The sequence below is a fragment of the Azospirillum sp. genome, assembly GCF_035627195.1.
Lineage (GTDB): Bacteria > Pseudomonadota > Alphaproteobacteria > Azospirillales > Azospirillaceae > Azospirillum.
On sequence record NZ_DASPMG010000412.1, the window covers coordinates 1 to 24,489 of the forward strand.

At 69.0% G+C, this 24,489-nt stretch carries 19 protein-coding genes and 1 pseudogene; 4 read left to right on the forward strand and 16 right to left on the reverse strand.

Annotation, left to right across the window (positions count from 1 at the left end):
- A partial coding sequence (locus VED21_RS35545) for an acyl-CoA dehydrogenase family protein (RefSeq protein ID WP_324890662.1) occupies positions 1–796 on the reverse strand: 796 nt, incomplete at its 3' end.
- Between the two features lie 289 nt (positions 797–1,085).
- Here VED21_RS35545 and VED21_RS35550 point away from each other — a divergent pair.
- Both VED21_RS35550 and aliA read left to right on the forward strand, forming a co-directional pair.
- A complete protein-coding gene (locus tag VED21_RS35550) occupies positions 1,086–2,354 on the forward strand; it encodes an ABC transporter substrate-binding protein (protein WP_324890664.1) in 1,269 nt (422 codons plus the stop codon).
- A 142-nt stretch (positions 2,355–2,496) separates the two neighbouring features.
- Positions 2,497–4,125, forward strand: a complete 1,629-nt coding sequence (gene aliA / locus VED21_RS35555) for a cyclohexanecarboxylate-CoA ligase (RefSeq protein ID WP_324890665.1) — start codon at positions 2,497–2,499, stop codon at positions 4,123–4,125.
- A gap of 73 nt (positions 4,126–4,198) precedes the next feature.
- Here the strand turns inward: aliA and VED21_RS35560 are convergent, their stop codons facing one another.
- From VED21_RS35560 to VED21_RS35585, 6 genes are read right to left on the reverse strand one after another with little or no spacing between them, the layout of a single operon-like run.
- Positions 4,199–5,032 (reverse strand): SDR family NAD(P)-dependent oxidoreductase, encoded by an 834-nt coding sequence (locus tag VED21_RS35560; protein ID WP_324890667.1) that lies wholly within the window; start codon positions 5,030–5,032, stop codon positions 4,199–4,201.
- Positions 5,033–5,072: 40 nt separating this feature from the next.
- Entirely contained in the window at positions 5,073–6,074 is a 1,002-nt protein-coding gene (locus tag VED21_RS35565; RefSeq protein WP_324890669.1) for an NADP-dependent oxidoreductase, read from the reverse strand.
- A gap of 38 nt (positions 6,075–6,112) precedes the next feature.
- Positions 6,113–6,883 carry an SDR family oxidoreductase gene (locus tag VED21_RS35570; RefSeq protein WP_324890671.1) on the reverse strand — a complete coding sequence of 257 codons (771 nt, stop codon included), beginning with the start codon at positions 6,881–6,883 and terminating at the stop codon, positions 6,113–6,115.
- 18 nt (positions 6,884–6,901) lie between these two features.
- Positions 6,902–7,609: a histidine phosphatase family protein gene (locus VED21_RS35575; protein ID WP_324890673.1), complete on the reverse strand. Its 708-nt coding sequence runs from the start codon at positions 7,607–7,609 to the stop codon at positions 6,902–6,904.
- Positions 7,610–7,611: 2 nt separating this feature from the next.
- Positions 7,612–8,679 (reverse strand): phosphotransferase family protein, encoded by a 1,068-nt coding sequence (locus tag VED21_RS35580; protein ID WP_324890675.1) that lies wholly within the window; start codon positions 8,677–8,679, stop codon positions 7,612–7,614.
- A 29-nt stretch (positions 8,680–8,708) separates the two neighbouring features.
- Positions 8,709–9,944, reverse strand: a complete 1,236-nt coding sequence (locus VED21_RS35585; protein WP_324890677.1) for an acyl-CoA dehydrogenase family protein — start codon at positions 9,942–9,944, stop codon at positions 8,709–8,711.
- Positions 9,945–10,041: 97 nt separating this feature from the next.
- Here VED21_RS35585 and VED21_RS35590 point away from each other — a divergent pair, with 97 nt between their 5' ends.
- A complete protein-coding gene (locus VED21_RS35590; protein ID WP_324890679.1) occupies positions 10,042–10,941 on the forward strand; it encodes a LysR family transcriptional regulator in 900 nt (299 codons plus the stop codon).
- 1 nt (position 10,942) lies between these two features.
- Here the strand turns inward: VED21_RS35590 and VED21_RS35595 are convergent, their stop codons facing one another.
- Positions 10,943–11,962, reverse strand: a complete 1,020-nt coding sequence (locus tag VED21_RS35595; RefSeq protein ID WP_324890681.1) for a patatin-like phospholipase family protein — start codon at positions 11,960–11,962, stop codon at positions 10,943–10,945.
- A 192-nt stretch (positions 11,963–12,154) separates the two neighbouring features.
- Between VED21_RS35595 and VED21_RS35600 the strand changes: the two genes are divergently transcribed.
- Positions 12,155–12,589, forward strand: a complete 435-nt coding sequence (locus tag VED21_RS35600; protein ID WP_324890683.1) for a MerR family DNA-binding transcriptional regulator — start codon at positions 12,155–12,157, stop codon at positions 12,587–12,589.
- Positions 12,590–12,766: 177 nt separating this feature from the next.
- Here VED21_RS35600 and VED21_RS35605 read toward each other — a convergent pair whose 3' ends face one another.
- The 8 genes and pseudogenes from VED21_RS35605 to VED21_RS35640 form a co-directional block, all read right to left on the reverse strand.
- Complete coding sequence (locus tag VED21_RS35605) at positions 12,767–13,138, reverse strand: hypothetical protein (RefSeq protein ID WP_324890685.1); 372 nt, start codon at positions 13,136–13,138, stop codon at positions 12,767–12,769.
- A gap of 182 nt (positions 13,139–13,320) precedes the next feature.
- The gene (locus VED21_RS35610) at positions 13,321–15,330 is read right to left on the reverse strand and encodes a methyl-accepting chemotaxis protein (protein WP_324890687.1); all 2,010 of its coding nucleotides are present in this window, start codon (positions 15,328–15,330) and stop codon (positions 13,321–13,323) included.
- A gap of 40 nt (positions 15,331–15,370) precedes the next feature.
- Positions 15,371–17,713: an efflux RND transporter permease subunit gene (locus tag VED21_RS35615; RefSeq protein WP_324890689.1), complete on the reverse strand. Its 2,343-nt coding sequence runs from the start codon at positions 17,711–17,713 to the stop codon at positions 15,371–15,373.
- Positions 17,710–18,696 (reverse strand): WD40/YVTN/BNR-like repeat-containing protein, encoded by a 987-nt coding sequence (locus VED21_RS35620; RefSeq protein WP_324890691.1) that lies wholly within the window; start codon positions 18,694–18,696, stop codon positions 17,710–17,712. Before VED21_RS35620 ends, VED21_RS35615 begins: the two co-directional genes overlap by 4 nt.
- 227 nt (positions 18,697–18,923) lie before the next feature.
- Positions 18,924–20,270, reverse strand: a complete 1,347-nt coding sequence (locus tag VED21_RS35625; RefSeq protein ID WP_414638388.1) for a DUF1329 domain-containing protein — start codon at positions 20,268–20,270, stop codon at positions 18,924–18,926.
- Positions 20,271–20,306: 36 nt separating this feature from the next.
- A complete protein-coding gene (locus VED21_RS35630) occupies positions 20,307–22,289 on the reverse strand; it encodes a DUF1302 domain-containing protein (RefSeq protein ID WP_324890695.1) in 1,983 nt (660 codons plus the stop codon).
- Positions 22,290–22,305: 16 nt separating this feature from the next.
- Positions 22,306–24,096, reverse strand: a complete 1,791-nt coding sequence (locus VED21_RS35635) for an acyl-CoA dehydrogenase C-terminal domain-containing protein (protein WP_324890696.1) — start codon at positions 24,094–24,096, stop codon at positions 22,306–22,308.
- 27 nt (positions 24,097–24,123) lie between these two features.
- Positions 24,124–24,489: pseudogene (locus tag VED21_RS35640) on the reverse strand (3-hydroxyacyl-CoA dehydrogenase); the annotation flags it as partial.

Sequence of the window (24,489 nt, forward strand, 5' to 3'; positions counted from 1 at the left end):
CCTGCACGTACTTCCACGTCTCGTCCAGGGAGGCGCGCGCCACCGCCAGGCATTGCAGGCCGATCAGCGCGCGGCTGTAGTCGAACCCCTGCATGACCTGCACGAAGCCCTGCCCCTCCTCGCCCAGCATCATCGCCGCCGGCACCCGCACGCCGTCGAAGAAGATCGATCCGCGCCCGACCGGCCGCGTGCCGATGTCGTCGAACGCCGTGCGCGTGATGCCGGGCAGGTCCATGGGCACCAGGAAGGCACTGATGCCCCGTGCCCCGTCCGACTCCTGTCCGGTGCGGGCGAACACCACCGCCACGTCGGCCTGCGTCGCCATGGAGATGGACGTCTTCTCGCCGGTCAGCACCCAGTCGCCGCCGTCGCGCACCGCGCGCAGCTTCAGCCGCACCGCATCCGACCCCGCCCCCGGCTCGGTCAGCGCGATGGCGATCAGCGCGCGGCCGCCGATCACCGCCTGAAGGCACTCGCCGGCGATCTCCGGCCGTGCGTTCCGGGCGACGATCTGGCCGCACAGCGACACCAGCAGGTTGACGTAGGAAACGTTGAAGTCGCCGTAGGCGATCTGCTCCAGCAGCAGGCCGCTGGTCACGCAGTCCACACCCAGGCCGCCATAGCCCTCCGGCAGTTCCGGCCCAAGGAAGCCCAGCTCGCCCATGTCCCGGACGACCTCCCGCTCGACGCAGAGCGCCTTTTCCCGCTGCCGGTAGCCGGGCGCCAGACGGTTCCGGGCAAAGCGGCCGGCCGCCTCCACCAGCGCCTGCTGCTCCTCGGTAAGGCTGAAATCCATCGCTGATCCTCGCTCGTCGGGGGATGCCCGGATGTTAGCGACGGTTACGCCGATATGTCAATACGTTGTCGTATGGTGCCGCACGATCCGCCGTTTTGCCGAACCCGACCATCAGCCATATGGCACCACCAACGGCTATTTTGCAGCGCAAACAGGACCGGCGACGCAGAAGCCGTTCGCCTCACTGAAATGACAATATATTGACTTTGATGCCCGGCCCTGCCTAGGATGCGGCCACGGTGCGCGACGGCGCCCGACAAGAACGACGGCCGGACAGGGAGGGGTCGATATGCTCAGGAACGGAACGCGCCCGCACGGGGGCAACCACGGTTCACGGCGCGCCGCGCTGTTCGGGGCCACGGCGTGCGGCTTGGCGATGCTGGCGGCGCCGGCAACGGCGGCGGCGGCGCAGACGCTCAGCGACGACGTGGTGAAGATCGGCGTGCTCACCGACATGGGTGGCGTCTATTCCGACTTCACCGGCCAGGGCGCGGTCGTCGCCGCCCGCATGGCGGTGGAGGATTTCGCCAAGCGCGGCGGCGCGCTGGGCAAGAAGCTGGAGGTCGTCAGCGCCGACCACCAGAACAAGGCCGACATCGGCGCCGAGCGCGCCCGCTATTGGTACGAGCGCGACAAGGTCGACGTGATCGTCGAGCTGGTCTCCACCAACGTCGCCCTGGCGGTGATGGAAGTGGCCGAGCAGAAGAACAAGCTCGCCCTCGTCTCCGGCTCCGCCTCGCTGCCCATCACCAACGAGCGGTGCAACGCCAACACCGTGCACTGGGTCTACGACACCTACGCGCTGTCGTCCGGCACGGCCAAGTCGGTGGTCGCCTCGGGCAAGCCCAACTGGTACTTCATCGCCGCCGACTACGCCTTCGGCGCCGCCATGGTGGGCGACGCCAGCGAGATCATCGCCGCCAGCGGCGGCAAGGTGCTGGGCGTGTCCAAGCACCCGTTCCCCAGTTCCGACTTCTCCTCCTACCTCCTCCAGGCGCAGACGTCGAAGGCCGATGTCATCGCGCTGGCCAACGGCGGCCACGACACCATCAATTCGGTCAAGCAGGCGGCCGAGTTCGGCATCATCGGCTCGAAACAGACCGTGCTGCCCATGGTGATGTTCCTCAACGACGTGCACGCGCTGGGCCTCAACACCGCGCAGGGCCTGACGCTGACCGAAGGCTTCTACTGGAACCGCGACGACCGCACCCGCGCGTGGTCGCGCCGCTTCTTCGAACAGGCGCAGAAGATGCCCAGCATGGTGCACGCCGGCGTCTACTCCTCCGTCCTCAACTACCTGGAGGCGGTGGAGCGCACGGGCACGGACGAGGCCGGCGCGGTGATGAAGCACCTGAAGTCGGTCGAGATCGACGACGGCCTCTTCAAGGGCAAGATCCGCGTGGACGGCAAGTTCGCCCACGAGATGCTGCTGCTGGAGGTGAAGAAGCCCGCCGAATCGAAGGAGCCGTGGGACTACTACCACGTCAAGGCGGTGATCCCGGCCGACGACGCGACGCTGCCGCTGTCCAAGTCCAAATGCAAGCTGGTCCAGCGCTGATCCAATGACGGAGCCACGTAGGTTGGGTTGAGGCGCAGCCGAAGCCCAACAGAGTCCGCACCGCGAAGACGTTGGGCTTCGCTGGCGCTCAACCCAACCTACAGCGCCTGGCGTGCGCACAAGAAGACAAGGGAACAGGACCATGGAATTCGATCCAGTTTTGCTCGCGGCGCGCATGGGGCCGATGAAGGCGCAGGGCCTCTGGCGCGACGAAACCATCGACCTCTTCATCAGGCGCGCGCTCGAAACCTGCCCGGACAAGCCGGCGCTGGTCGATTGCCGCCAGGGTCTGGCGGAGCCGATCCGCCTCAGCTACCGCGACCTCGACCGGCGCGTGGACCGCATCGCCCGATCGCTGGCGGCGCTGGGGGTGGAGCACGGCGACGTCGTCACCTTCCAGCTTCCCAACCGGTGGGAATTCATCGCCCTGGCGCTGGCCTGCGCCCGCATCGGCGCGGTGGCCAACCCGGTGATGCCGATCTTCCGCCAGCACGAGCTGACCTTCATGCTGAACTTCGGCGAGGCCAAGGTCTTCGTCGTGCCCAGGAGCTACCGCGGCTTCGACCACGAAGGCATGGCGCGCGGCATGCTGCCCAACCTGCCGCACCTGCGCCACCTCGTGGTGGTCGACGGCGAGGGCGAGGACGGCTTCGACAACAAACTGCTGCGCGACGACGCCCCGCCGCGGTCCGCCTCCGGCATCGGGCCGGACGACGTGTTCCTGCTGATGTACACGTCCGGCACCACCGGCGAGCCCAAGGGGGTGATGCACACCTCCAACACGCTCTTCGCCAACCTGCACGCCTACATCGACATCATGGAACTGACGGCCGACGCGGTCGTGCTGGGCGCCTCGCCGATGGCCCACCTCACGGGCTTCGGCTACCTCGCCATGATCCCGCTGATCCTGAACGCCACCACTGTCCTGCAGGACATCTGGGACGCCAAACGCGCCCTGCGGATCGCGCGGGACGAAGGGGTGACCTTCAGCATGGCCTCCGCCCCCTTCGTCGCCGACCTGTGCGCGGCGGTGGAGGGCGGCGAGGTCCCGGCGCCCAGGTTCACCACCTTCAACTGCGCCGGCGCGCCCATCCCGCCGGTGCTCATCGAACGCGCCCACCGGCTGATGGGCCTGCGCGTCTGCTCCGCCTGGGGCATGACGGAGATCGGCGCCGCCACGGTAACCGAACCGGCGCGGGCGCTGGAGAAGTCCGGCACCTCCGACGGGCGGGCGCTCATCGGCATGGAGGTGAAGGTGGTGGACGCCGCCGGCGCCGCGCTGCCGCCCGGCGAGGTCGGGTCCCTGCTGGTGCGCGGCGCCTCCGTCTTCGGCGGCTACCTGAAGCGCCCACAGTACAACAACGTCTCCGACGACGGCTGGCTGGACACCGGCGACCTCGCCTTCATCGACGCGGAGGGTTACGTCCGCATCGCCGGCCGCACCAAGGACGTGGTGATCCGCGGCGGCGAGAACATCCCGGTGGTTGAGATCGAGAACCTGATCTTCCGCCACCCCGCCGTCGCCTCGGTCGCCATCGTCGGCTACCCCGACGCACGCCTGGGCGAGCGCGTGTGCGCCTTCGTGTCGCTGAAGCCCGGCTGCACGCTGAGTTTCGAGGAGCTGACCGGCTACCTCCAGCAGCAGCAGATCGCCAGGCAGTACTTCCCGGAACGGCTGGAGATCGTGGAGGACCTGCCCCGCACCCCCAGCGGCAAGATCCAGAAGTTCCGGCTGCGCGACACCGCCAAGGGCTTCGGCGTCCCCGCCTGAGCGCCGCTCCGATAAGCCGTCATGGCCGGGATCCGGGTCCCGGCCATGACGCGCGCCCGTCACTTCACTCCCATCACATGGACAGCAGCGTCGGCTTGCGGTCCTTCAGGATGTCGTCCATCCGCACCTTCACGCCGGCATGGCTGTCCGGGTGGGTGAGGATGTAGAAGCGGTCCTCCGCCACCGCCGCGAACACGGCGTCGGCCACCGCTTCCGGCGCGATGCCGCCCTCCACCGCCTTCATGACGGCCAGCCCCATCTTCTGCGACTGGGCGCTCGCCCCGGCGATCCCTTCCCCGCCACGATGGCGGCCGGATTCGGCGATGCGGGTCTTCACCCACGCCGGGCACAGGACCGACACGCCGATCGGCGCCTTGCGCAGCGCCAGGTCGTGGTACAGCCCCTCCGACACCGTCACGACGGCGAACTTGCTGGCGTTGTAGGCTGCCAGCGCCGGCATGGACAGCAGCCCGGCGATGGACGCGGTGTTGACGACGTGCCCCGGCTGCCCGCCTTCCAGCATGCGCGGCATGAAGGCGCGCAGCCCGTTGACGACGCCGTAGAAGTTCACGCCCATCACCCACTCCCAATCCTTGGGCGTGGTCTCCCAGACCGTCTTGGCGATGGCGACGCCGGCGTTGTTCACCAGCAGGTGCACCGCGCCGTAATGCTCATACGCCGCGTCGGCCAGCGCCTCGACCTCCTCGGCCTTCGACACGTCGGTGCGCAGCGGCAGGCACTCCGCGCCCGCATCGGTCAGTTCGGCCGTCAGCGCGTCCAGCGCGCCCGTGTCGATGTCGGCCAGCACCACCTTCATGCCGTCCAGCACCGCCCGGCGGGCCAGCGCCTTGCCGATGCCCTCGGCGGCGCCGGTGATGACGGCGACCTTTCCCTGCAGATCCTTCACGCTTTCCTCCCTGTGTTCCGGCGGCTTGTTCCGGCGGCCGTCAGGCGTCCGCGACCTTCAGCACCAGCTTGCCGAAGTTCTCGCCGGTGAAGAGCTTCAGCAGCGCCTCCGGAAAACCGTCGAGGCCGCAGACGATGTGCTCGCGCGACTTCAGCTTGCCCTCGGCCATCCAGGCGGACAGGTCGCGCACCGCCTCGGCGTAGCGGTCGGCGTAGTCGAAGACGACCATCCCCTCCATCCGCGCCCGGTTGACCAGCAGCGCCATGTAGTTCTTCGGCCCCGGCGCCGGGGTCGTGTTGTTGTACTGCGAGATGGCCCCGCAGATGACGATGCGGGCGTGCCGCGCGAGATTCGCCAGTGCGGCTTCCAGCGTGTCGCCGCCGACGTTGTCGAAGAAGACGTCGATGCCCTTGGGGCATTCGCGGCGCAGCGCCGCCCGGACGTCCTCCGCCTTGTAGTCGACGGCGGCGTCGAAGCCCATCTCCTCGACCAGATAGCGGCACTTGCCCGCCCCGCCGGCGATGCCGACGACACGGCAGCCCTTCAGCTTGGCGATCTGGCCGACCACCGTGCCGACGGCGCCGGCCGCCCCCGACACCACCACGGTCTCGCCCGGCTGCGGCTTGCCGATGTCCAGCAGGCCGAAATAGGCGGTCATCCCCGGCATACCGAGCGCGCTGAGGTACACGGGCAGCGGCGCCGCCGCCGGGTCCACCTTGCTCAGCTGCGCGCCGGGCACGCAGGCATAGTCCTGCACGTTCAGACGGCCGCTGACGCTGTCGCCCTCGGCAAAGTCCGGATGGCGCGACGCGATCACCTGCCCGATGCCGCCGGCCCGCATCACCTCGCCGATGCCCACCGGCGGGATGTAGGACTTGCCCTCGTTCATCCAGCCGCGCATGGCCGGGTCCAGCGACAGGTAGCGGACCTTCACCAGCACCTCGCCCTCGCCCGGCTCCGGCACCGGCTCGCTGGTGAACTGCCAGTCGCTGCGCTTGGGCAGGCCGACCGGCCGCGCGGCCAGCCGGACCTGACGATTCATCACGTTCATCCCCGTTTCCTCCCTCGTCATGTTCATTGTCACGCGATCAGATAGCCGCCGTCGACGTTCAGGCAGGCCCCCGTGGTGTAGCTGGCGGCGTCCGACGCAAGGTACAGGATCGCCCCGGCCATCTCGTCCGGCTGCGCCACGCGGTTCATCGGCACGTGCGCCAGCACGGTGTCGAGCACCGGCTTGTTCTTGATCAGCACGGAGGCGAACTTGGTGTCCGTCGCCCCCGGCAGCACCGCGTTGACCCGCACGCCGGTGGTCGCGCATTCCTTGGCGAAGGCCTTGGTCATGGAGATCACCGCCGCCTTGGTGATCGAGTAGATGCCCTGGTACAGCCCCGGAATCTCGCCGTTCACCGACGCGATGTTGACGATCGACCCGCCGCCGCCCTTCGCCATCAGCTTCGCACCACCCGCCGACATGAAGAAATAGCCGCGGATGTTCACGTCCACCGTCTTCTGGAACGCCCCCAGGTCGGTGTCGACGATGGGGCCGTAGTGCGGGTTGGTGGCCGCGTTGTTGACCAGGATGTCGAGCCGGCCGTGTTTCTCCTCGATGGCGGCGAAGGCGGCGGTGATGGCGTCCATCTCGCCGATGTGGCAGGCCAGCGCCTCGGCCGAGCCGCCGTCCGCGTTGATGCCGTCGGCGACACCCTGGCAGGCATCGAGCTTGCGGCTGGAGACGACGACGTGCGCGCCAGATGCCGCCAGCAGGCGGGCGGCGGCCTCGCCGATGCCGCGGCTGGCGCCGGTCACCAGCGCGATCTTTCCGGTCAGGTCGAAGGGGTTCCTGTGTTCCATGGCCTTGGTTCCGTGGGTTCATCGATAGGTGAAAAGGTCGGCGTCGCCCGCCGCGTCCAGGTGCGCCACGCTGTTGAAGCCGGCAAGATTCACCCGCCCGCGTCCGTGCCGCAGCGTGGTCACCGCCGTGTTGGGAATCAGCGCGTTCAGCTCCATCGCCTTGGCGTCGGACAGTTCCAGCACGTGCTTGCACGCCGCCGCCATCGGCCCGCCGGAGGTGAAGACCCAGGCGGCGCCCGACGGCGGCGTGCATTCCATCACGCGCCTCAGCCCCGCCACGCAGCGGGCCTGGAAGGCGCCCCAGCTTTCCCGGTAATCGCCGTCGTGGCGGCCGGCGGTCCAGCGCTCCACGCTCTGCGTGAACAGCTCCTGGAAGGTGCGGCGCGGGTCGTCCTGCGTGGCCAGGAAGCGGGCCAGCCGCCCCTCCTCCCGGAATTCCGGGTGGCGGCCGCACAGCACGTCCATGTGGTCGAACTCGTCGAAGGCCGCGTCGATCCGCATCGGCACGGCCTCGCCATCCGCCGGCTGCCACGCGGCGAGGCAGGTCTCGGCCGTCTCGCGGTGCCGGCGCATCCGCCCGCGCACGACCAGCCCGGCCGCCCGGCCGGTGCCGCGCAGCCATTTGCCCAGCGCCGCCGCCTGCTTCAGCCCGGTCTCCGACAGCTGGTCGTAATCCTCGGCCAGGAAGCTGGCCTGCCCGTGGCGGACGAGGAAAAGGTCCGCCATGGCTACGGCGCCGAGGCGTCGATGATGCCCCGGCAGCGCCGCTCCAGGGTGTTCACCACGCCGCCGAACGCCGCGAACTGCGGGTCGCGCGCGTGGCCCTGGGTGTAGCGCTGGTAGATCTGCTGGGCGATCACCGCCAGCCGGAACAGCCCGAACACCAGGTAAAAGTCGAAGTCGTCGACGCGGAACCCGGTGCGCTCCCCGTAGTACTCCACCACCTCGCGCCGGGTCAGCATGCCCGGCAGGTGCGTGGGCTGGCGCCGCAATGCCAGGAACGCCGGCTCGTCGTCCGCCTGCACCCAATAGGCCAGGGCGCCCCCCAGGTCCATCAGCGGATCGCCCAGCGTCGCCATCTCCCAGTCCAGCACGCCGGCGACGCGCATCGGATCGGCGGCGTCCAGGACCACGTTGTCGAAGCGGAAGTCGTTGTGGATTACGCGGATGGCGACCTCGCCCTCCGGCATCCTGTCGGTCAGCCACGCCATGACGGCGGCGAAGTCGCCGACGTCGTCGGTGCGCGCGCGGCGGAACCGCTCCTGCCACCCCTCGACCTGCCGGCGCACGTACCCCTCGCCCCGGCCGAGGTGGCCGAGCCCGGCGGCGGCGTGGTCCACCCGGTGCAGCTCGACCAGCTTGTCGATGACGTTCAGGCACAGCCGGCGCGTCTCCTCCGGCGTCAGCGCCAGCCCCTTCGGCAGGTCGCGGCGCGGGATGATGCCCTTGATCCGCTCCATCACGTAGAACTCGCACCCCAGCACCGCCGGGTCGTCGCAGGTGGCGACCACCGCCGGCACGCAGGGATAGACCGGCGCCAGCGCCCGCTGGATGCCGGCCTCGCGCAGCATGTCGTGCGCACCCTTCGCACGGTTGCCGAAGGGCGGCCGGCGCAGGATCAGGTCGCGGTTCTCGTAGCGCAGCAGGTACGTCAGGTTCGACGCCCCGCCGGCGAACTGGCTGACCTCCGGCACGCCCGCCAGCGTGCCGTCGACGCGCTTCAGAAAGGCGTCCACGGCACCGGCGTCCAACTCCTCGCCCCGGCGGACCGCCCCCGCCTTGTCGAGCAATTCCATACGTTTCTCCTCCCCCGGATTTTTGTTCGTTACTTCCTCGACGGCACCAACCCCAACTCCACCGCGTGCGGCTTCAGCGCCAGCTTGGCGATCAGCGCGCGGTGCACCTCGTCCGGCCCGTCGGCGAGGCGCAGGACGCGGGCAGCGGCGAACAGCTCCGTCAACGGCGTGTCGTCGCACACGCCGGCCCCGCCGTGCATCTGGATGGCCTGATCGACGACCTGCTGCGCCATGCTGGGCGCCACCACCTTGATCTGCGAAATCTCGCTCATGGCGCCCTTCACGCCCACCGTGTCCATCATCCACGCGGCCTTCAGCGTCAGCAGGCGGGCTTGGTCGATGGCCATGCGGGCATTGGCGATGATGTCGCCGTTGCCGCCCAGGTGGGCCAGCGGCCGGCCGAAGGCGGTGCGCGTCAGCGCGCGGCGGCACATCAGCTCGAACGCGCGCTCGGCCACGCCGATGACGCGCATGCAGTGGTGGATGCGCCCCGGCCCCAGGCGCCCCTGCGCGATCTCGAAGCCGCGGCCGGGACCGGCGATGATGTTGGACACCGGCAGCCGCACGTCCGTGAAGGTCACCTCGCCGTGCCCGTGCGGCTCGTGCAGGGCGCCGAACACGGGAAGCATCCGCTCGATCTTCAGGCCCGGCGCGTCGATCGGCACGATCACCATGGAATGGCGCTGGTGCTTCGGCGCCTCGGCGTCCGTCAGGCCCATGAAGATGACGAAGCGGCAGTTCGGGTGGCCGATGCCGGTGCTCCACCACTTGCGGCCGTTCAGCACCACGGTGTCGCCCTCGACGATGGCGGTGGCGCGCATGTTGGTGGCGTCCGACGACGCCACCTCCGGCTCCGTCATGCAGAAGGCGGATCGGATGGTGCCGTCCAGCAGCGGGCGGAGCCAGCGCTCCTTCTGCTCGTTGGAGCCGTACTTGACCAGCACCTCCATGTTGCCGGTGTCCGGGGCGTTGCAGTTGAACACCTCCGGCGCGATGAAGGAACGGCCCATGATCTCGGCCAACGGCGCGTATTCGACGTTGGCGAGGCCGGCGCCGTACTCCTCCTCCGGCAGGAACAGGTTCCACAGGCCCGCGGCCTTTGCCCTGGCCTTCAGCTCCTCCATCACCGGCGGCTGCGTCCAGGGGTCGGACGCCGCCTTCAGCTGCGCGGCGTAAACGGGTTCGGCGGGAAGGACGTGTTCGGCCATGAACGCGTTCAGGCGCTCGATATAGCCCTTCGTCTTGGGAGAATGATCGAAATTCATGGTGGCGACCGATCTGTCGGCGGGAATCCTTGCGACGACTTTAGCCACGTGCAAAAATCAATCAAATGATGAGTCTTCATGCGGAATCATGAACCCCATGCATGTAAGCCGGCTGGACCTGAACCTGTTCGTGGTCCTCAACGCCATCTACACCGAGGGCAACATCACCCGCGCGGCGCGCAGCCTGAACCTGACCCAGCCCGCCATCAGCCACGCGCTGGGCCGCCTGCGCGCGGTGTTCGACGACCCGCTGTTCGTCCGCCAGGGCAGCGCCATGATGCCCACGCCGCTCACCCGCTCCCTCATCGCGCCGGTGCAGCAGGCGCTGAAGACGCTGACGTCCAGCGTGCAGCAGACCGCCAGCTTCGACCCCGCCGCCACCCGGCGCACTTTCACCATCGGCGTGCGCGACGTCCTGGAATCGCGGCTGCTGCCGCCGCTGGTGGCGCGCCTGAAGGCGGCGGCGCCGGCCGTCGACATCGCGTCGGTCCGCGCCGACAGGCGGGAGGTGGAATCGGAACTGGCCGCCGGCACGCTGGACCTGGCGCTGGACGTGCTGCTCAACCTGCCGGACCGGGTGCGGCGCACGCGCCTGCTGCGCGACACGCTGGTGGTCGTCGCCCGTGACGGCCACCCGGAGGTCGGCGGGAACCCCGACCTGGACTGCTACCTGCGCCAGAGCCACGTCCTGGTGTCGTCGCGGCGCAAGGGCATGGGGCTGGAGGACGTGGAACTGGCCCGCCTCGGCCGCCACCGGCACGTGGCGCTGCGCTGCCAGCAGTACTACGCCGCCTGCCGCGTGGTGGCGGACAGCGACCTGCTGCTGACCATGCCCCAGCAGTACGCCTACTCCGCCAACGCCACCCTGCCCAACCGCATCTTCCCCGTGCCCTTCGCCATGCCGCCGCTGGACGTCTACCTCTACTGGCACGAAACGGCGGAGTACGACCCCGCCAACCGCTGGCTGCGCGAGACGCTGCTGGCGCTGTTTTCCTGAGCTACAGCGGCTCCACCACGTCCATGATGCGCCCCGTCTCCACCACCGCGCGGAAGCTGTCGGCCAGCCGCTCCGTCTCGTCCACCACGCGCTTCCAGTAGCGCAGGCGCGCTTCCGTCGGAATGCGCTTGAAGTCGCCGCGGTCGGGGATCTTGCCGTGCGGAAGTGCCGCCAGGAACTCCCGCGAGGGGCACAGCAGCAGGGTGCGCGCCACGTTGCGCCGGTCCGGCCGGCGCCAGCGCAGGCCCTTGTCGAACCAGCCCGGCACGATGCGGTCGGAGAAGTGCGGGTACAGCACCAGCCCCGGCGCACGGAACGGGATGTCCAGGTGATAGTCCATGATCCCGCCGTCCAGGTACAGCCCCGGCTTCGCCCCGTCGAGGCCCGCCACCGGCTCGAACACGAAGGGCACCGCACCCGTCGCCAGCAGCGCCGCCTCCAGATTCCCCATCGTCAGCGGCACGGCGTGCGTGGCGAACCCGCTGTGCAGGTCGAACGGCGGCAGGCTGCGCGCGTCGTGCACCAGCGTGCGTTCGAAGAACAGCGGCAGCGTGCGCCGGCTCACCGCGTTGGCCAGCGCCGCGGCGGCCAGCCCGGCGCCCAGCCCGGCCGGATGCCCGCGCCCCATCACCCCGCGCCCGCGCACCGTCAGCATCGACAGCCGCTTGGCCGGATGCGCCAGGATCTCCGCCGCCCCATGCGCCCCCAGGATGACGCGCAGCAGGTGCCGGCAGTCCTCCGTCAGCCGCGCGGCGGTGACCGGTGCCTCCACGCGGTACTGCAGGTACTCTTCCTCGAATCGGGCGCAGGCGGCGACGGGGTCGTCCTGCGCCACGCAGGCGAAGCGCCAGCAGCCGATGGAGCTGCCCACCAGATGCAGCGGCCGGTTGCGCGCGCCGAACCAGCGGCCGAAGACGGCGCGGTCCAGCCGCGTCAGCACCAGCCACTTCGGCCCGCCCGACGCGCCGGCCACCACGTCGAACAGGTCTTCGTGAAGGCCCTCGGCCCGGATGCGGGCCATCGCCTCGGGGCCGGCAAGGAAACGCAAGGGATGGTGCATGGATGGTGTGGTTTGTTGCCGGAACTGGACGGAAGGCTTCAGCGCTGTGTGGATATTACCTTCAGTGCACACATTTACACTTGGAAATGTTGCCCTGCGTGATTGACGATACATCGCCGATGCGCATATTGTACCCGGGAACGGAGGTGTGCGTTGGTCGACAAAAACAAGCTCTACAGCGTTTCGGAATTGGCGAAAGAATTCGCACTGACGCCGCAGGCCCTTCGTTTCTACGAGGAAAAAGGCCTCCTCAGCCCGCAGCGCGCGGGCACTGCGCGTGTATTTGACTACCGCGACCGCGCCCGGCTGCTCCTCATCCTGAAGTTCCGCCGCCTGGGCTTCTCGCTTGAGGAGATCAGGGAATATCTGTCGCACTACCGCCCGGATGTTCCGAACACCGAACAGTACCGCGACGGCCTCGACAAGATCCGCCACCGCCTCGCCGCGCTGGAGCAGATGCGCGTGGAGATCGACGAGGCGATCGGCGAGCTGAAGGAAATGGAAAAGGACGCGCACAAGCGCCTGAAGGAATCGGAAAAGCGCGAGGCCGCCGCCAAGAAGCAGGCGGCGGAGAAGCAGCCCGAGTAAGGATCCCTGTCAAAACCACGGCCCGGGAAGCCGAAACCGCTGATTCGCCTCAGCGCCCATTGGTTTTGATCCGTGCTCCTAAGCAGAGTGCCCAGCGCCTCCGCCGGCAGCCCAGCGGACCGGCGGGAAAGTCTGGCCTATAAGATTTGTGATGTTCTCGATTGCAAAGCATCGCCATCAGGGACAGGACAAGTTCACGTTGAGAGTCGTGCCAGATGCGACGGCAGTCAATCGACCATTTCGGCTCCCCACCGGAATGCGACAGTCAACAGTATTACCGAGGCGAGCATACAATCGAATCATGACATAATCGTCACCGCCCTTGAATTCTCTGCAATCCGTTTGCCCAATCAACAAATAGGGATTGGTCAATATTCTTCGCGCCATATATTTCCTGTAATCAACAAAAATCCAAGTAACCTCAGCAAGATATACGCCATCCTGCTTCACACAGACTTCACCCTTCCTATCGCCATCAGCGGCATTTGCGACACTCAAGCCAAGGGCGGCGCAGGCAAGCAATGCACTGACGGTGGTGCGAACAAACATTACCGACACCCCGATGCGATGACTGACCTTAAGCTATACCATTCACTAGGCATTCTGACAAACAGCTCTTTCCAAGATTCGCCAGCATTGAAAGTGCCCGACACAACCATCTCCGGTCGAATTTCCAGAAGATGAGACTGGCGCTTCGCCCAGAAATGATTCTGCTGCACTCGAAGCCTGCATCACGCCGCCTGCATGTCGGCGATGAAGCGCGACACCATGCCCCGGAACGCCTCGGCCTCCTGCGACAGGCCGTCGGCGGCGGTCAGCACCTGAAGGGATGCACCGCCGGTGGCGGCCGCCGCCTGCGACACGTCGGCGATGTTGCCGGACACCGCGTGCGTGCCGCGCGCGGCGGCCTGGACGTTGCGGCTGATCTCCCGCGTCGCCGCTCCCTGCTGCTCCACCGTCGCGGCGATGGCGGTGGAGATGCCGTCGATGCGGGCGATGATGCCGCCGATTTCCGTGATGGCGGCGGCGGTCGCCCGGCTCACCTCCTGCACGCGGGCGATCTGCGCGGCGATGTCGTCGGTGGCCTTGGCCGTCTGCGCGGCCAGGCTCTTCACCTCCGACGCCACCACGGCGAAGCCGCGCCCGGCCTCCCCCGCCCGTGCCGCCTCGATGGTGGCGTTCAGCGCCAGCAGGTTTGTCTGCCCGGCGATGGCGTTGATCAACTCCACCACCTCGCCGATGCGTTGCGCGGCTTCGACGAGGCTGCGCACGGTACCGTCGGTGCGCGCGGCGGTGCTCACCGCCTCCCCTGCGATGGCGGCGGAGCGGGCGGCCTGCGCGCCGATCTCGCTGATGGACGCCGACAGCTCCTCGGCGGCCGCGGCCACCGTGTGCACGTTGCTGGTCGCCTGGGAGGACGCGGCGGCCACCGCGTCGGCCTTGCGCGTCGTCTGCTCGGCGGTGGCCGACATGCCCTCCGCCGTCGCGTGCAACTGCGTGGCGGCGGTCGAGACGCGGCCCAGCGCCTCCAGCGCCAGCCGGTCGAACTCGCGGGCCAGCCGCTCGATGCGCTCGGTCCGCTGCTGGCGGGCCTGCTGCTCCGCCGCCTGCTCGGCCGCCAGGGCGTCGGCGCGGATCAGGCCGTCCTTGAAGATCTGCACCGCCTTCGCCATGCCGCCGATCTCGTCGCCGCGCTCCAGGCCGGGCACGGCCACGCCGCGGTCGCCGCCGGCCAGCCGGGTCATGGCGTCGGTCATCGACACCACCGGGCGCGACAGCCCCCGGCCGATCAGCACCGCCGTCAGCAGCCCCAGCGCGATGGCCGCCAGCGACGCCAGCGCCGTCATGGTGCGGGCACCGTCCGTCTCCTCCCCGGCCCGCGCGCCCAGGGCCGCCTGCGTGTCCAGGCTCATGCGCTTCAGCTGCTCGGCCTCGGCGGCCACCGCCGTGCCCTGCGGGTTCAGCGTGCTGTCCACCAGCGCATTGCGCCTGGTGGTGGCGTCCACCGCCGCCTCGAACCCGGCGGTGTAGTCGTTCAGCATGCCCAGGAAGGTGTCGGTGTTCTTGCGGTTCGCCGCGTCCTTGGCGTCCGCCTGCATGGACTTGCCGTAGTCGCGCACGTACTGGAACCCGCGGCGCGCCGCGTTGGCGTGCTCCGCCGCGCTGTCGTTGAGGAAGCTGGTGGTGGCGATGCGCGCCGACAGGAAGGCGCGCGCCGTCATGCCGGCCAGGTACGCGGCCTCCGTGTCGCCGTCGTCGTAGGCGCCGTCCATGATGGTGCCCAGCAGCTTCTCCATGGCCGGCCCCACGTCGGACAGCCGCGCCACCGCCGCCGCGCGCCGCTCCTGCAACGCCATCACCTGGGCGAAGGCGTCGCGGTAGCCGGCCAGCCCGTCGTGCATGCGCGCCACCCCCTCGCGCAGTTGCGGATCGCTGACGCGGGTCGCCGCGTCGTCGATCAGGGCCAGCGTGCTCGCCGTGCGCTCCCGCACCGCCCTGGCGGACTCCTCCGCCCCGGTCAGCAGGAAGGCCTTGGCGTGGATCTGCACCGCCAGCATGTCGGCCTGGATGTTGCCCAGGTCGTTGGTCTGCCGCGCCAGCGTGTAGTAGGTGGCGAAGCCCGTCTTCGCCCGCGACAGCGCGAAGACGCCCAGCGCGCTGATCGCCATCAGGAAGACCAGGATCCCCGTGCTGCCGGCCGTGATCTTCGTCCCGACCCGCATGTTCTTCAGCGCGTTCATGGCGACGTTCCTCCCGTGGCTGGCTTTGTTTTTTGTTCGGCTAGGCCCTGACGAAGCTGCGGCGGGTGCGCGGCGCCGCCCGGACCGGCCACATCCAGGCGGCCAGCGCCGGGGTCAGCAGCAGCGTGCCCAGCATGTTGACCAGGAAGAAGAAGCAGAGCATCAGCCCCATGTCGGCCTGGAACTTCAGCGCCGAGAAGACCCAGGTCGCGACACCCACGGCCAGCGTCAGCCCGGTGAACAGCACGGCGTTGCCCGTCTCGCGCAGCGTCTGCAAATACGCCTCGCCGATCGGCCGCCCGTCCTTCAAATAGCCTTGCATGCGGCTGAAGATGTAGATGCCATAGTCCACGCCGATGCCCACGCCCAACGCCTCCACCGGCAGCGTCGACACCTTCAGCCCGATGCCCAGCAGGCTCATCACCGCGTTGCCCAGCACGGTGGCCAGCACCAGCGGCAGGCAGATGCACGCCGTGGCGCGCAGCGAGCGGAAGGTCAGCAGGCACATGCCGATGACCGCCGCGTAGACCAGCGCCAGCATCTCCGCCTTGGCGTCCTTCACCGCCTCGTTGGTGGCGGCCATGACCCCGGCGTTGCCGGTGGCGAGGCGGAATTTGGCCGGGGCGTTCGGGTTCTCGGCGATGAAGGCCTTGGCGGCGTCGGTGACGCGGTTGATCGTCTCCGCCTTGTGGTCGGCCAGGAACACCATCACCGGCATAACCGAGCAGTTGGCGTTCAGAAGGCCGGACGACGTGTCCACCGACGCCACCGACTGCACCAGCAGCTCCGGCGTGCGCGGCAGGACGCGCCACTTCAGGTTCCCTTCGTTGAAGCCGGCGCTGACCACCTTGGCGATCTGCGGCAGGGAGATGGTGGTCTGCACCCCCTCCACGTTGCGCATGCGCCAGGCGAAGCGGTCCACCACCTCCATCACCGCCGGGTCGATGCAGCCCTCCGCCTTCGTCTCGACGATGACCGACAGCACGTCCACGCCCAGGTCGAACTTGCCGACGATGAAGGCGGTGTCGCGGTTGTAGCGGCTGTCGGCGCGCAGTTCCGGCACCCCGGCGTCGATGTCGCCGATCTTCAGGTTCCGCCCCTCCACGTATCCCCAGACGCCCAGCGCCAGCGCGCCCAGCAGCAGCACGGCCGCCGCCGGCCGGTTGGCGGCGCGCGCCATCAGGCGCCACATCGGCTCCTTGAACTCGGCCGCGCGGTGGATGCGCGCGTTGTACCCCTCCGGCAGCCGGGCGTAAGACAGCAGCAGCGGCAGCAGGAACAGGTTGGTGACGATCACCGCCCCCACGCCCACCGACGCCGCGATGGCCAGTTCCTGGATGATGCGGATCTCGATCAGCAGCACGGCCAGGAAGCCCACCACGTCGCACAGCAGCGCCACCGCACCCGGCAGCAGCAGCCGGCGGAAGGCGGTGCGCGCGGCCTCCACCTGCCCCTTGCCGTCGAACACCTCCGCCCCCACGGCGTTCACCATCTGCACGCCGTGGCTGACGCCGATGGCGAAAACCAGGAAGGGGACGAGGATCGACATGGGGTCGATGCCGTACCCCATCACCGCCAGCAGCCCCGCCTGCCACACCACCGCGACGACCGAGCACGCCAGCGGCAGCAGCGCCAGCTTCAGCGAGTGCGCGAACAGCCAGACCATCAGCGCGGAGACCAGCAGCGTGACGGCGAAGAACAGCACCACACCCTTGGCACCCGCGGCGATGTCGCCCGTCGCCTTGGCGAAGCCGATGATGCGCACCTCCACCGTGTCGGTGCCCAGCGCGCGGATCTTGCCCTCCAGCAGGTCGGCGACCTTGATGTAGTCCAGCCGCTTCCCCGTTTCCGGGTCGCGCTCCTGCAGCTGGGCGGTCACCATGGCGGCGGAGAAGTCGCGGGCGACGAGGCGGCCGACGTGCCCGCCCTTCACCGCGTTGTCGCGCACCTTGGCAAGCCCGGCGGGCGTGAGGGTGAAGTCCGACGGCACCACGTTGCCGCCGGCGAACCCGTCCTCGACGATCTCGATGAAGCGGACATTGGGCGTGTAGAGCGAGGTGACGGTGGGCCGGTCCACGCCGGGCAGGAAGTGCACCTCGTCGGTCACCGCCTTCAGCACCGTGAAGAACTCCGGCGTGAAGATGTCGCCGCCGCCCTTGGCCTCCAGCGCGATCATCAGCCGGTTGGCGCCGCCCAGCGCGCGGTGGTCGAAGTAGGTCTGCATGTACTCGTGCTTGACCGGCACCAGCTTCTCGAAGCCGGCATCGACCCGCAGCAGCGTGGTGGCGTAGCCCAGCGCCAGCGTCAGCAGCGCGAAGAACGCCAGCATCAGGCGGCGGTGGCCGAACACGAACCGTTCGGCGGCGGCAATCAACGTGTTCATGGCGTGATCTCCCGCTCGGCCGGGCGCGCGCCCTGCTCGCTCAGCAGCAGCAACTGTCCGTTGCGGCCCTCGACGGCGCCGGAAAAGGCGATGCGGCCGGGGATGACGGTGGTGCGGAAGCTGCGCCCGCCGTCGCGGCTGACCAGCACCGTGCCGGCCAGCCCGGCCAGCACGACGGTCCCGTCCGCCCGCACCGTGCCGCCCATGAGGGAGGCGGTGACGCCCGTCTCCACCTTGCCCCAGGTCCGTCCGCCGTCGTCGGAGCGGAAGACGTGCCCGCGCAGCCCGTACACCAGGATGCCGCCGTCGGCCGCCTGCACGGCGCCGAACAGCGACCCGTCGTAGGGGGACTCCAGCGCCTCGAAATTCTTCCCGCCGTCGCTGGAGACGCGCAGGGCACCCGCCTCCCCCACCGCCAGCAGCCGCCCGTCGCGCAGCGGCAGCAGGCCGTAGAGGTGCATGTCCTCCTCCACCGCCACGCGGGTCCAGGTGGCGCCCCCGTCGCCCGTCGCCAGCACCGCGCCATAGGCGCCGACCGCGAGGCCCGTGCGCGCGTCCGCGAAGTGCACGTCCAGCAGCGGCGCGCCGTCCCCGTCGCCACGGTGCTGCAGGGTCCAGCTGGCGCCGCCGTCGGCGGTGCGCAGGATGACGCCGCCGTGGCCGACCGCCCATCCCGTGCGCTCGTCGACGAAGCTGACGGCGGTCAGCGTCGCCCGTGTCGGCACCTGCCCCTGCTTCCAGGTCGCCCCGCCGTCGTCGGAGAACACGACGTGCCCGCGCTCCCCCACCGCCAGCAGGCGGCCGCCAAGCGCCGTCCCGTCCAGCAGCAGCGACCGCGCCGCCAGCCGCGCCGGCTCCGCCATCTCGGCGGCAGCCGGGGCGGCGGTGGTGGCGGCTCCCACCGTCCCAGGGCCGAGCAAGCCGGCGGCCAGAAGCGCCGCCGTCCAGGCACGCGCCCCCCGCCACGACCGTGGTCGCGTCATCGCAATCCTCCCCAGTGTGCTTGTTTCTCTAAGCCCCTCTCCCTTGACGGGAGAGGGGTTGGGGAGAGGGTGGTGCCGCGAAGCGGCCAGGAAGTTTTCCTCCGCCCCTCCGGGCGTAAATCCCCCTCTCCCCAAACCCCTCCCCCGCTCTCAGCGGGTCCTAAGGACCCGCCTGTCGCGTCAGCCGGATCGAAGATCCGGCGTGAGCGAGGGGGAGGGGCTTATCCTCAGCGCGTGCCTTCGCGGCGCAGCGCGTCGGGGGTGAAGTCCTCGGTCGTCAGCGAGGCGCCGAAGCTGTAGGCGTAGTTCGGGATGATGGCGCCCAGCGCGATGTAGCGGCGGGCCTGGAGGTCGTAGTGCGCCTCCACCGCATAGCTGTGCACCGGCAGGTCGTAGAAGTTCATGCCGTACCCCTCCGACACGCGCCACAGCTGCCCGCGCCCGTCGTACTGGTCGACGATGGCGGCCTGCCAGCTGTCCTCGTCCAGGAAGAAGGTGCGCTTGGCATAGATGTGCTGCGCCCCGCCCTTCAGCGACGCCTCCACCACCCACACGCGGTGCAGCTCATAGCGCAGCAGGTCCGGGTTCAGGTGCAGCGGCTTCACGGAATCGGCGGCACCGGCCAGCTTGTAGGAGTTGTAGGGGATGTACACCTCCTTCTTGCCGACCAGCTTCCACTCGTACCGGTCGATGGCGCCGTTGTAGATGTCGAACTGGTCGGTGGTCCGCATACCGTCCGACGCGGTACCGGGGTTGTCGTAGGCGGTGCTGGGGGCGCGGCGCACGCGGCGCTGGCCGGGGTTGTACAGCCACACCTCGCGCGGTTCGGCCACCTGGTTCAGCGTCTCGTGCGCCAGCAGGATCTGCCCGGCCAGGCGCGCCGGCGCCGTCGTGCGCTGAAGCAGGTAGGTGACGCGGTTGCCGATGGTCTCCGGCGTGGCGTTCGGCAGGCCGTAGGGCGACAGGAAGTCGTCCTCGAACTGCACCATGGTGAAGTCGCCGCCCTCGGTGGGTGCGGCCTGCCCGATGACGCGCTTCATGACCGGCGGGCGCCAGCGCAGCAGGTGGTTCCAGATCGCCTCGCGCCCGTCCTTGGGGATCGGGAACGGCGGGGCGACGGCCGCACCCTTCACCGCGTTGCCGTCCTCCACCAGTTCGGCCGTCGCCGCGTTGCGCAGGGCCGCGTCATAGACGCGCTGCGGGGCCGACGCGCTGCGCCGCGTCGGGTAGACGTTGATCTTCCACGTCGGGTAGGCCTTCAGCATGGCCATCTGCCCCGGCGTCAGCTTCGCCGCATGCTGCTCGGCGTTGGCGGCGGTGATGGTCAGCGTCGGCTTGTCGGCGGCGAACGGGTCGGCGTACTGCGCCCCCGGCTTCCAGCCGCCCGGCGGTGCTGTGATGCCGCCGGTCCACGCCGGGATGGTGCCGTCCTTGTTACCGGCCTTCTCGGCGCCGAAGGGGGTGAGGTCCTTGCCCAGCTTCGCCACCTGATCGGCCGGGGACTTCGCAAAGGCCGGCGCCGCCGCCAAACCGGCCGCCAGCGTGGCGACCAGCGCAAACTTGGTCTTCAACACGGTGTTCCTCCCTGGAAAGGATTTTTCAGCGGGTGATCAGAACGAGTACTTGACGACCAGCGAGACGAAGTCGCGGTCGCGGATCAGGTTCTTGTCCCCGCCGCCGAAGAAGTTCGTGTAGGCGATCTCGGCCTGATACCGCTCCAGGTAGGTGGCGGCGACGGCCAGGGTCACGGCCTTGCGCCCCTCCACGAAGGTGCCGAGCGGGTTGGGCGTCGTTCCGTTCACGTCGTGCGCGAAGCTGACGGACGGCTGCAAATTCATGCCGCCGATGGCGTTGTTGTAGTCGAAGCGCGCGACCGCCCGGTAACCCCAGGAGAACGGCGTGGCATAGCCGCCGTGCTGCGTCGTCGCCGCCGTCGTGCCGGGGAAGGCCGGATTGCCGCTCAGCACCGTGCCCGGCCCGTCGTAGCGCAACGTCTCGCTGCCCGGCATGTTGCGGATGTGCGTGAAGCCCACCTCGCCCACCAGCACCCACTGGTCCGCACCCAGCGCCGGGCCGAACACCTTGGTGGCCGTGGCCTGCGCCTGCACCACGTCGTGCAGGCGGTAGCCGGTGACGTTGGAGTTGAAGCGGCTTGGCAGGTTGGCGGCGGTGATCGGGTTCTGGCGCAGGATCTGGTTGCTGTTCAGCGCCGCCAGCGTGCCGCGGCAGGTGGCGCTGGTCGGCGCCGTCAGGCAGCCGCCCGAGGTGGCGGCGATGGCCGGGGCCAGGGCCGCCTGCAACAGTTCGATGTCGTCGATCTGGATCGGCTGGTCCTTGCGGTACGACACTTCGCCCTGCAGCGACAGGTCGCCGAAGGTGGTGTTGAAGCTGGTGCCGAACAGCTTGATGTTCTTCGGATACTTCAGGACGGAGCGGGAGGTCTCCGCGTAATCCGTGATGTCCGTGGTGAAGTTGCCGGCGGCGGCCAGCGTGGCGCTCTGGATCGCCGAGGCCAGCGTGCCGGTGCGGCCGTTCACCACCGGCATGCGGCTGTGATAGTTGATGAAGTAGGCGCCGAGTTCGGTGTTGTTCAGCTCCTTGGCGAAGTAGCGCGCGGCGAAGCCGTACTGGCCGCCGTCGCCCGGCTTCTCCTCGTCGCCCAGCGGCACGCGGGAGCCGAACGGCGTAACCGGCGTGCGCACGCTGCGCCGGATGTCCGGCACCAGCCGGTTGCCGTAGCCGATGTAGGCGCCGTTGCGGAACCCGTCGGGGGTGGCGAAGTCGTTGGTGCTGAAGAACGTGCCGGCCGGCTCCAGCCGGTTCTTGCCCCACTTGGCCTGATAGAAGCCCTCGATGCTGAGGTCCTCGGTGATGCCGAACTTCAGGCTGGCAATGGGCAGCGGCAGGAACGCCTGGCGCAGCTCCGACCCCGGCGTGCGCAGCGCCGCCACGTTCACCGGATTGATGACGTTGATGCCGTTGGGGATGAAGGTGCTCTCGCCCCAGCTCAGCACCTGGTTGCCGACGCGGGCCTCCAGGGAGTGATCGAAGACGTCGAAGTTGCCGTAGACATAGGCGTCCAGCAGCTCGCCGCCGCGCCCGACCAGCCGCTTGGCGTTCTCCTCCAGCGGGCGGAAGGCGCGGTCGCCGTTGGTGTTGGTGAAGTCGTAGAAATAGGTGCCGCGTACGAAGGCACCCAGGTTCTGGTACTTCAACGCCAACTCGTGCGTGGCGCGCACCTGCGACGAGACGATGCCCTTGTCGTAGTTCAGGTCGCCGTCGTCGCCGTTGATCGACCCGCCGCAGCCGCCGTTGGCCCGGCCGATCAGCCGGCAGTCACGGTCCTGCACGCGCGCCTGCACGCCGGCCTGCAGCGTCGTGTCGAAGTTGATCTTCACGTCGCCATAGCTGAAATCCAGCGCCACGGCCGGCGCCGCCGACAGCAGCGACAAGACCCCGCCGCCCGCAAGCAGGGTGGCGCGCAGCCGGCCGGTTGTCTTCGATGTTCTCCCGCAAATCATTGATGTCTTCCCCCAGACTCGAGTTGTTTGTTTTTTCACGTTCACCGTCATGCCCGGCCTTGTGCCGGGCATGACGAATTGGGAGGGATCAGAACGCCTCGGCCTCCACCGCCATCAGCGTCTCGCCGCCGGCCAGGATCGTCCGGAAGAGCGCGTCCGTCTGCGGCAGCAGCTTCGCGAAGAAGAAGCGCGCGGTCTTGACCTTGGTGTCGTAGAACCGCGCGTCGCCCTCCCCGGCCGCCAGCTTGGCCGCCGCCGTCTCCGCCATGCGCGCCCACAGGTAGCCCAGCGCCACCAGCGCGAAGAAGCGCAGGTAGTCGGTGGAGGCCGCCGCCGCCTCGTCCGGGTTCTTCATCCCCTTCTGGGCGATCAGCGCCGTCACCTGCTGCAGCTTGGCGAAGGCCTTGGCCAACGGCAGGACAAACGGTGCGGCCTCGGCATCGTCCATCTTCGCCTCGATGTAGGCCGAGACCGGGTGGAAGAAGCGGCGCAGCAGCCGCCCCATGTCCTGCGGCATTTTGCGCCCCACGAGGTCCAGCGCCTGGATGCCGTTGGTGCCCTCGTACAGCTGCGTGATGCGGGCGTCGCGGACGAACTGCTCCATGCCGTGCTCGCGGATGAAGCCGTGCCCGCCGAAGATCTGGACGCCCAGGTTGGTCACCTCGAAGCCCATGTCGGTGGTGAACGCCTTCACGATCGGCGTCAGCAGCGCCACCAGATCGTCGGCCTCCTTGCGCACCTCCGGGTCGGCATGGCTCTCGGCGCGGTCGATGTTCATGCCGACCCACACGGCCAGCGCCCGCGCGCCCTCGGTGTAGGCGCGCATGGTCATCAGGTTCTTGCGCACGTCGGGGTGGACGATGATCGGGTCGGCCGCCTTCTCCGGCGCCTTCACCCCCGTCACCGACCGGCCCTGCAGCCGGTCGCGGGCGTAGGCGACGGCGTTCTGGTAGCTGACCTCGGCCAGCCCCAGCCCCTGGATGCCCACACCCAGGCGCGCCGCGTTCATCATCGTGAACATGGCGCGCATGCCCTTGTGCGGCTCGCCGATCAGCCAGCCGGTGGCGTCGTCGAAGTTCATGACGCAGGTGGCCGAGGCCTTGATGCCCATCTTGTGCTCGATGGACCCGCAGGCGACACCGTTGCGCGGCCCCGGCGTGCCGTCGGCGTTGGGAATGAACTTCGGCACCAGGAACAGGCTGATGCCCTTCACCCCGGCCGGCGCGTCCGGCAGCTTCGCCAGCACCAGATGCAGGATGTTCCCGGTCAGGTCGTGCTCACCGGCGGAGATGAAGATCTTCGTGCCGGTGATGCGATAGGTGCCGTCCTCGCCCGGCACTGCCTTGGTGCGGATCAGGCCCAGGTCGGTGCCGCAGTGCGGCTCGGTCAGGCACATGGTGCCGGACCACGTGCCGTCCACGATCTTCGGCAGGTAGCGGTCCTTCAGCTCCTGCGTGCCCCAGCGATGCAGCGCGTTGTAGGCGCCGTGGCTCAGCCCCGGATACATGCCGAAGCTGAGGTTGGAGGAGCAGACGAACTCCTCCATCGCGAACTGCACGGTGTGCGGCAGGCCCTGGCCGCCGAACGCCGGGTCGGTGGACAGGCCGGTCCAGCCGCCCTCGCGGAACGCGGTGTAAGCTCCCTTGAAGCCCTTGGGCGTGGTGACGACGCCGTTCTCCAGCCGGCAGCCTTCCTCGTCGCCGCTGCGGTTCAGCGGGAACAGGACGTTTTCGCAGAACTTCGCCCCCTCGCTCAGGACGGCGTCAACGAGATCCGGGGTGTGCTCCTCGTGGCCGGGCAGCTGCGCCATCTCGCCGACGTCGAAGAGCTCGTTCAGCACGAAGCGCACGTCATCCAGCGGCGCCTTGTAGATGGGCATGGGTCTCTCCAATAAGTCGGGGCGGCGTCAGTTGCGCAGCGGCTTGCCGGTGGTCAGCATGTGCTCGATCCGGGCGATCGAGCCGGGGGTGCGGATCAGCGCCATGAAGTGGCGGCGCTCCAGCTCCAGCAGCTCGTCCTCCGTCGTCACGCGCGTGACGTCGGCGTCGCCGCCGGACAGCACCGTGGCCAGTTCGCCCGACACCACCACGTCGTGCGGCGTCGCCTTGCCGGTGGCGCGGAAGCCTTCCACCGCAAGGCCCATCGCCACCCGCGCGGTCGGGCCCGGCAGGCGGATCTCCACCGGCTGCGGCGGGGTGTAGCCGGCGGCCAACTCCAGCGCCTTGGCCTTGGCGTCGGCCAGCAGGCGGTCGCGGTTCATGGTGATGCCGTC

Excerpts from the sequence above, each read along its gene's own strand:
- VED21_RS35550 (WP_324890664.1), top strand. The coding sequence starts at position 1,086 with ATGCTCAGGAACGGAACGCGCCCGCACGGGGGCAACCACGGTTCACGG.
- aliA (WP_324890665.1), top strand. The coding sequence starts at position 2,497 with ATGGAATTCGATCCAGTTTTGCTCGCGGCGCGCATGGGGCCGATGAAG.
- VED21_RS35565 (WP_324890669.1), bottom strand. The coding sequence starts at position 6,074 with ATGAATCGTCAGGTCCGGCTGGCCGCGCGGCCGGTCGGCCTGCCCAAG.
- VED21_RS35570 (WP_324890671.1), bottom strand. The coding sequence starts at position 6,883 with ATGGAACACAGGAACCCCTTCGACCTGACCGGAAAGATCGCGCTGGTG.
- VED21_RS35575 (WP_324890673.1), bottom strand. The coding sequence starts at position 7,609 with ATGGCGGACCTTTTCCTCGTCCGCCACGGGCAGGCCAGCTTCCTGGCC.
- VED21_RS35580 (WP_324890675.1), bottom strand. The coding sequence starts at position 8,679 with ATGGAATTGCTCGACAAGGCGGGGGCGGTCCGCCGGGGCGAGGAGTTG.
- VED21_RS35585 (WP_324890677.1), bottom strand. The coding sequence starts at position 9,944 with ATGAATTTCGATCATTCTCCCAAGACGAAGGGCTATATCGAGCGCCTG.
- VED21_RS35590 (WP_324890679.1), top strand. The coding sequence starts at position 10,042 with ATGCATGTAAGCCGGCTGGACCTGAACCTGTTCGTGGTCCTCAACGCC.
- VED21_RS35595 (WP_324890681.1), bottom strand. The coding sequence starts at position 11,962 with ATGGCCCGCATCCGGGCCGAGGGCCTTCACGAAGACCTGTTCGACGTG.
- VED21_RS35605 (WP_324890685.1), bottom strand. The coding sequence starts at position 13,138 with ATGTTTGTTCGCACCACCGTCAGTGCATTGCTTGCCTGCGCCGCCCTT.
- VED21_RS35610 (WP_324890687.1), bottom strand. The coding sequence starts at position 15,330 with ATGAACGCGCTGAAGAACATGCGGGTCGGGACGAAGATCACGGCCGGC.
- VED21_RS35615 (WP_324890689.1), bottom strand. The coding sequence starts at position 17,713 with ATGAACACGTTGATTGCCGCCGCCGAACGGTTCGTGTTCGGCCACCGC.
- VED21_RS35620 (WP_324890691.1), bottom strand. The coding sequence starts at position 18,696 with ATGACGCGACCACGGTCGTGGCGGGGGGCGCGTGCCTGGACGGCGGCG.
- VED21_RS35630 (WP_324890695.1), bottom strand. The coding sequence starts at position 22,289 with ATGCCCGGCACAAGGCCGGGCATGACGGTGAACGTGAAAAAACAAACA.
- VED21_RS35635 (WP_324890696.1), bottom strand. The coding sequence starts at position 24,096 with ATGCCCATCTACAAGGCGCCGCTGGATGACGTGCGCTTCGTGCTGAAC.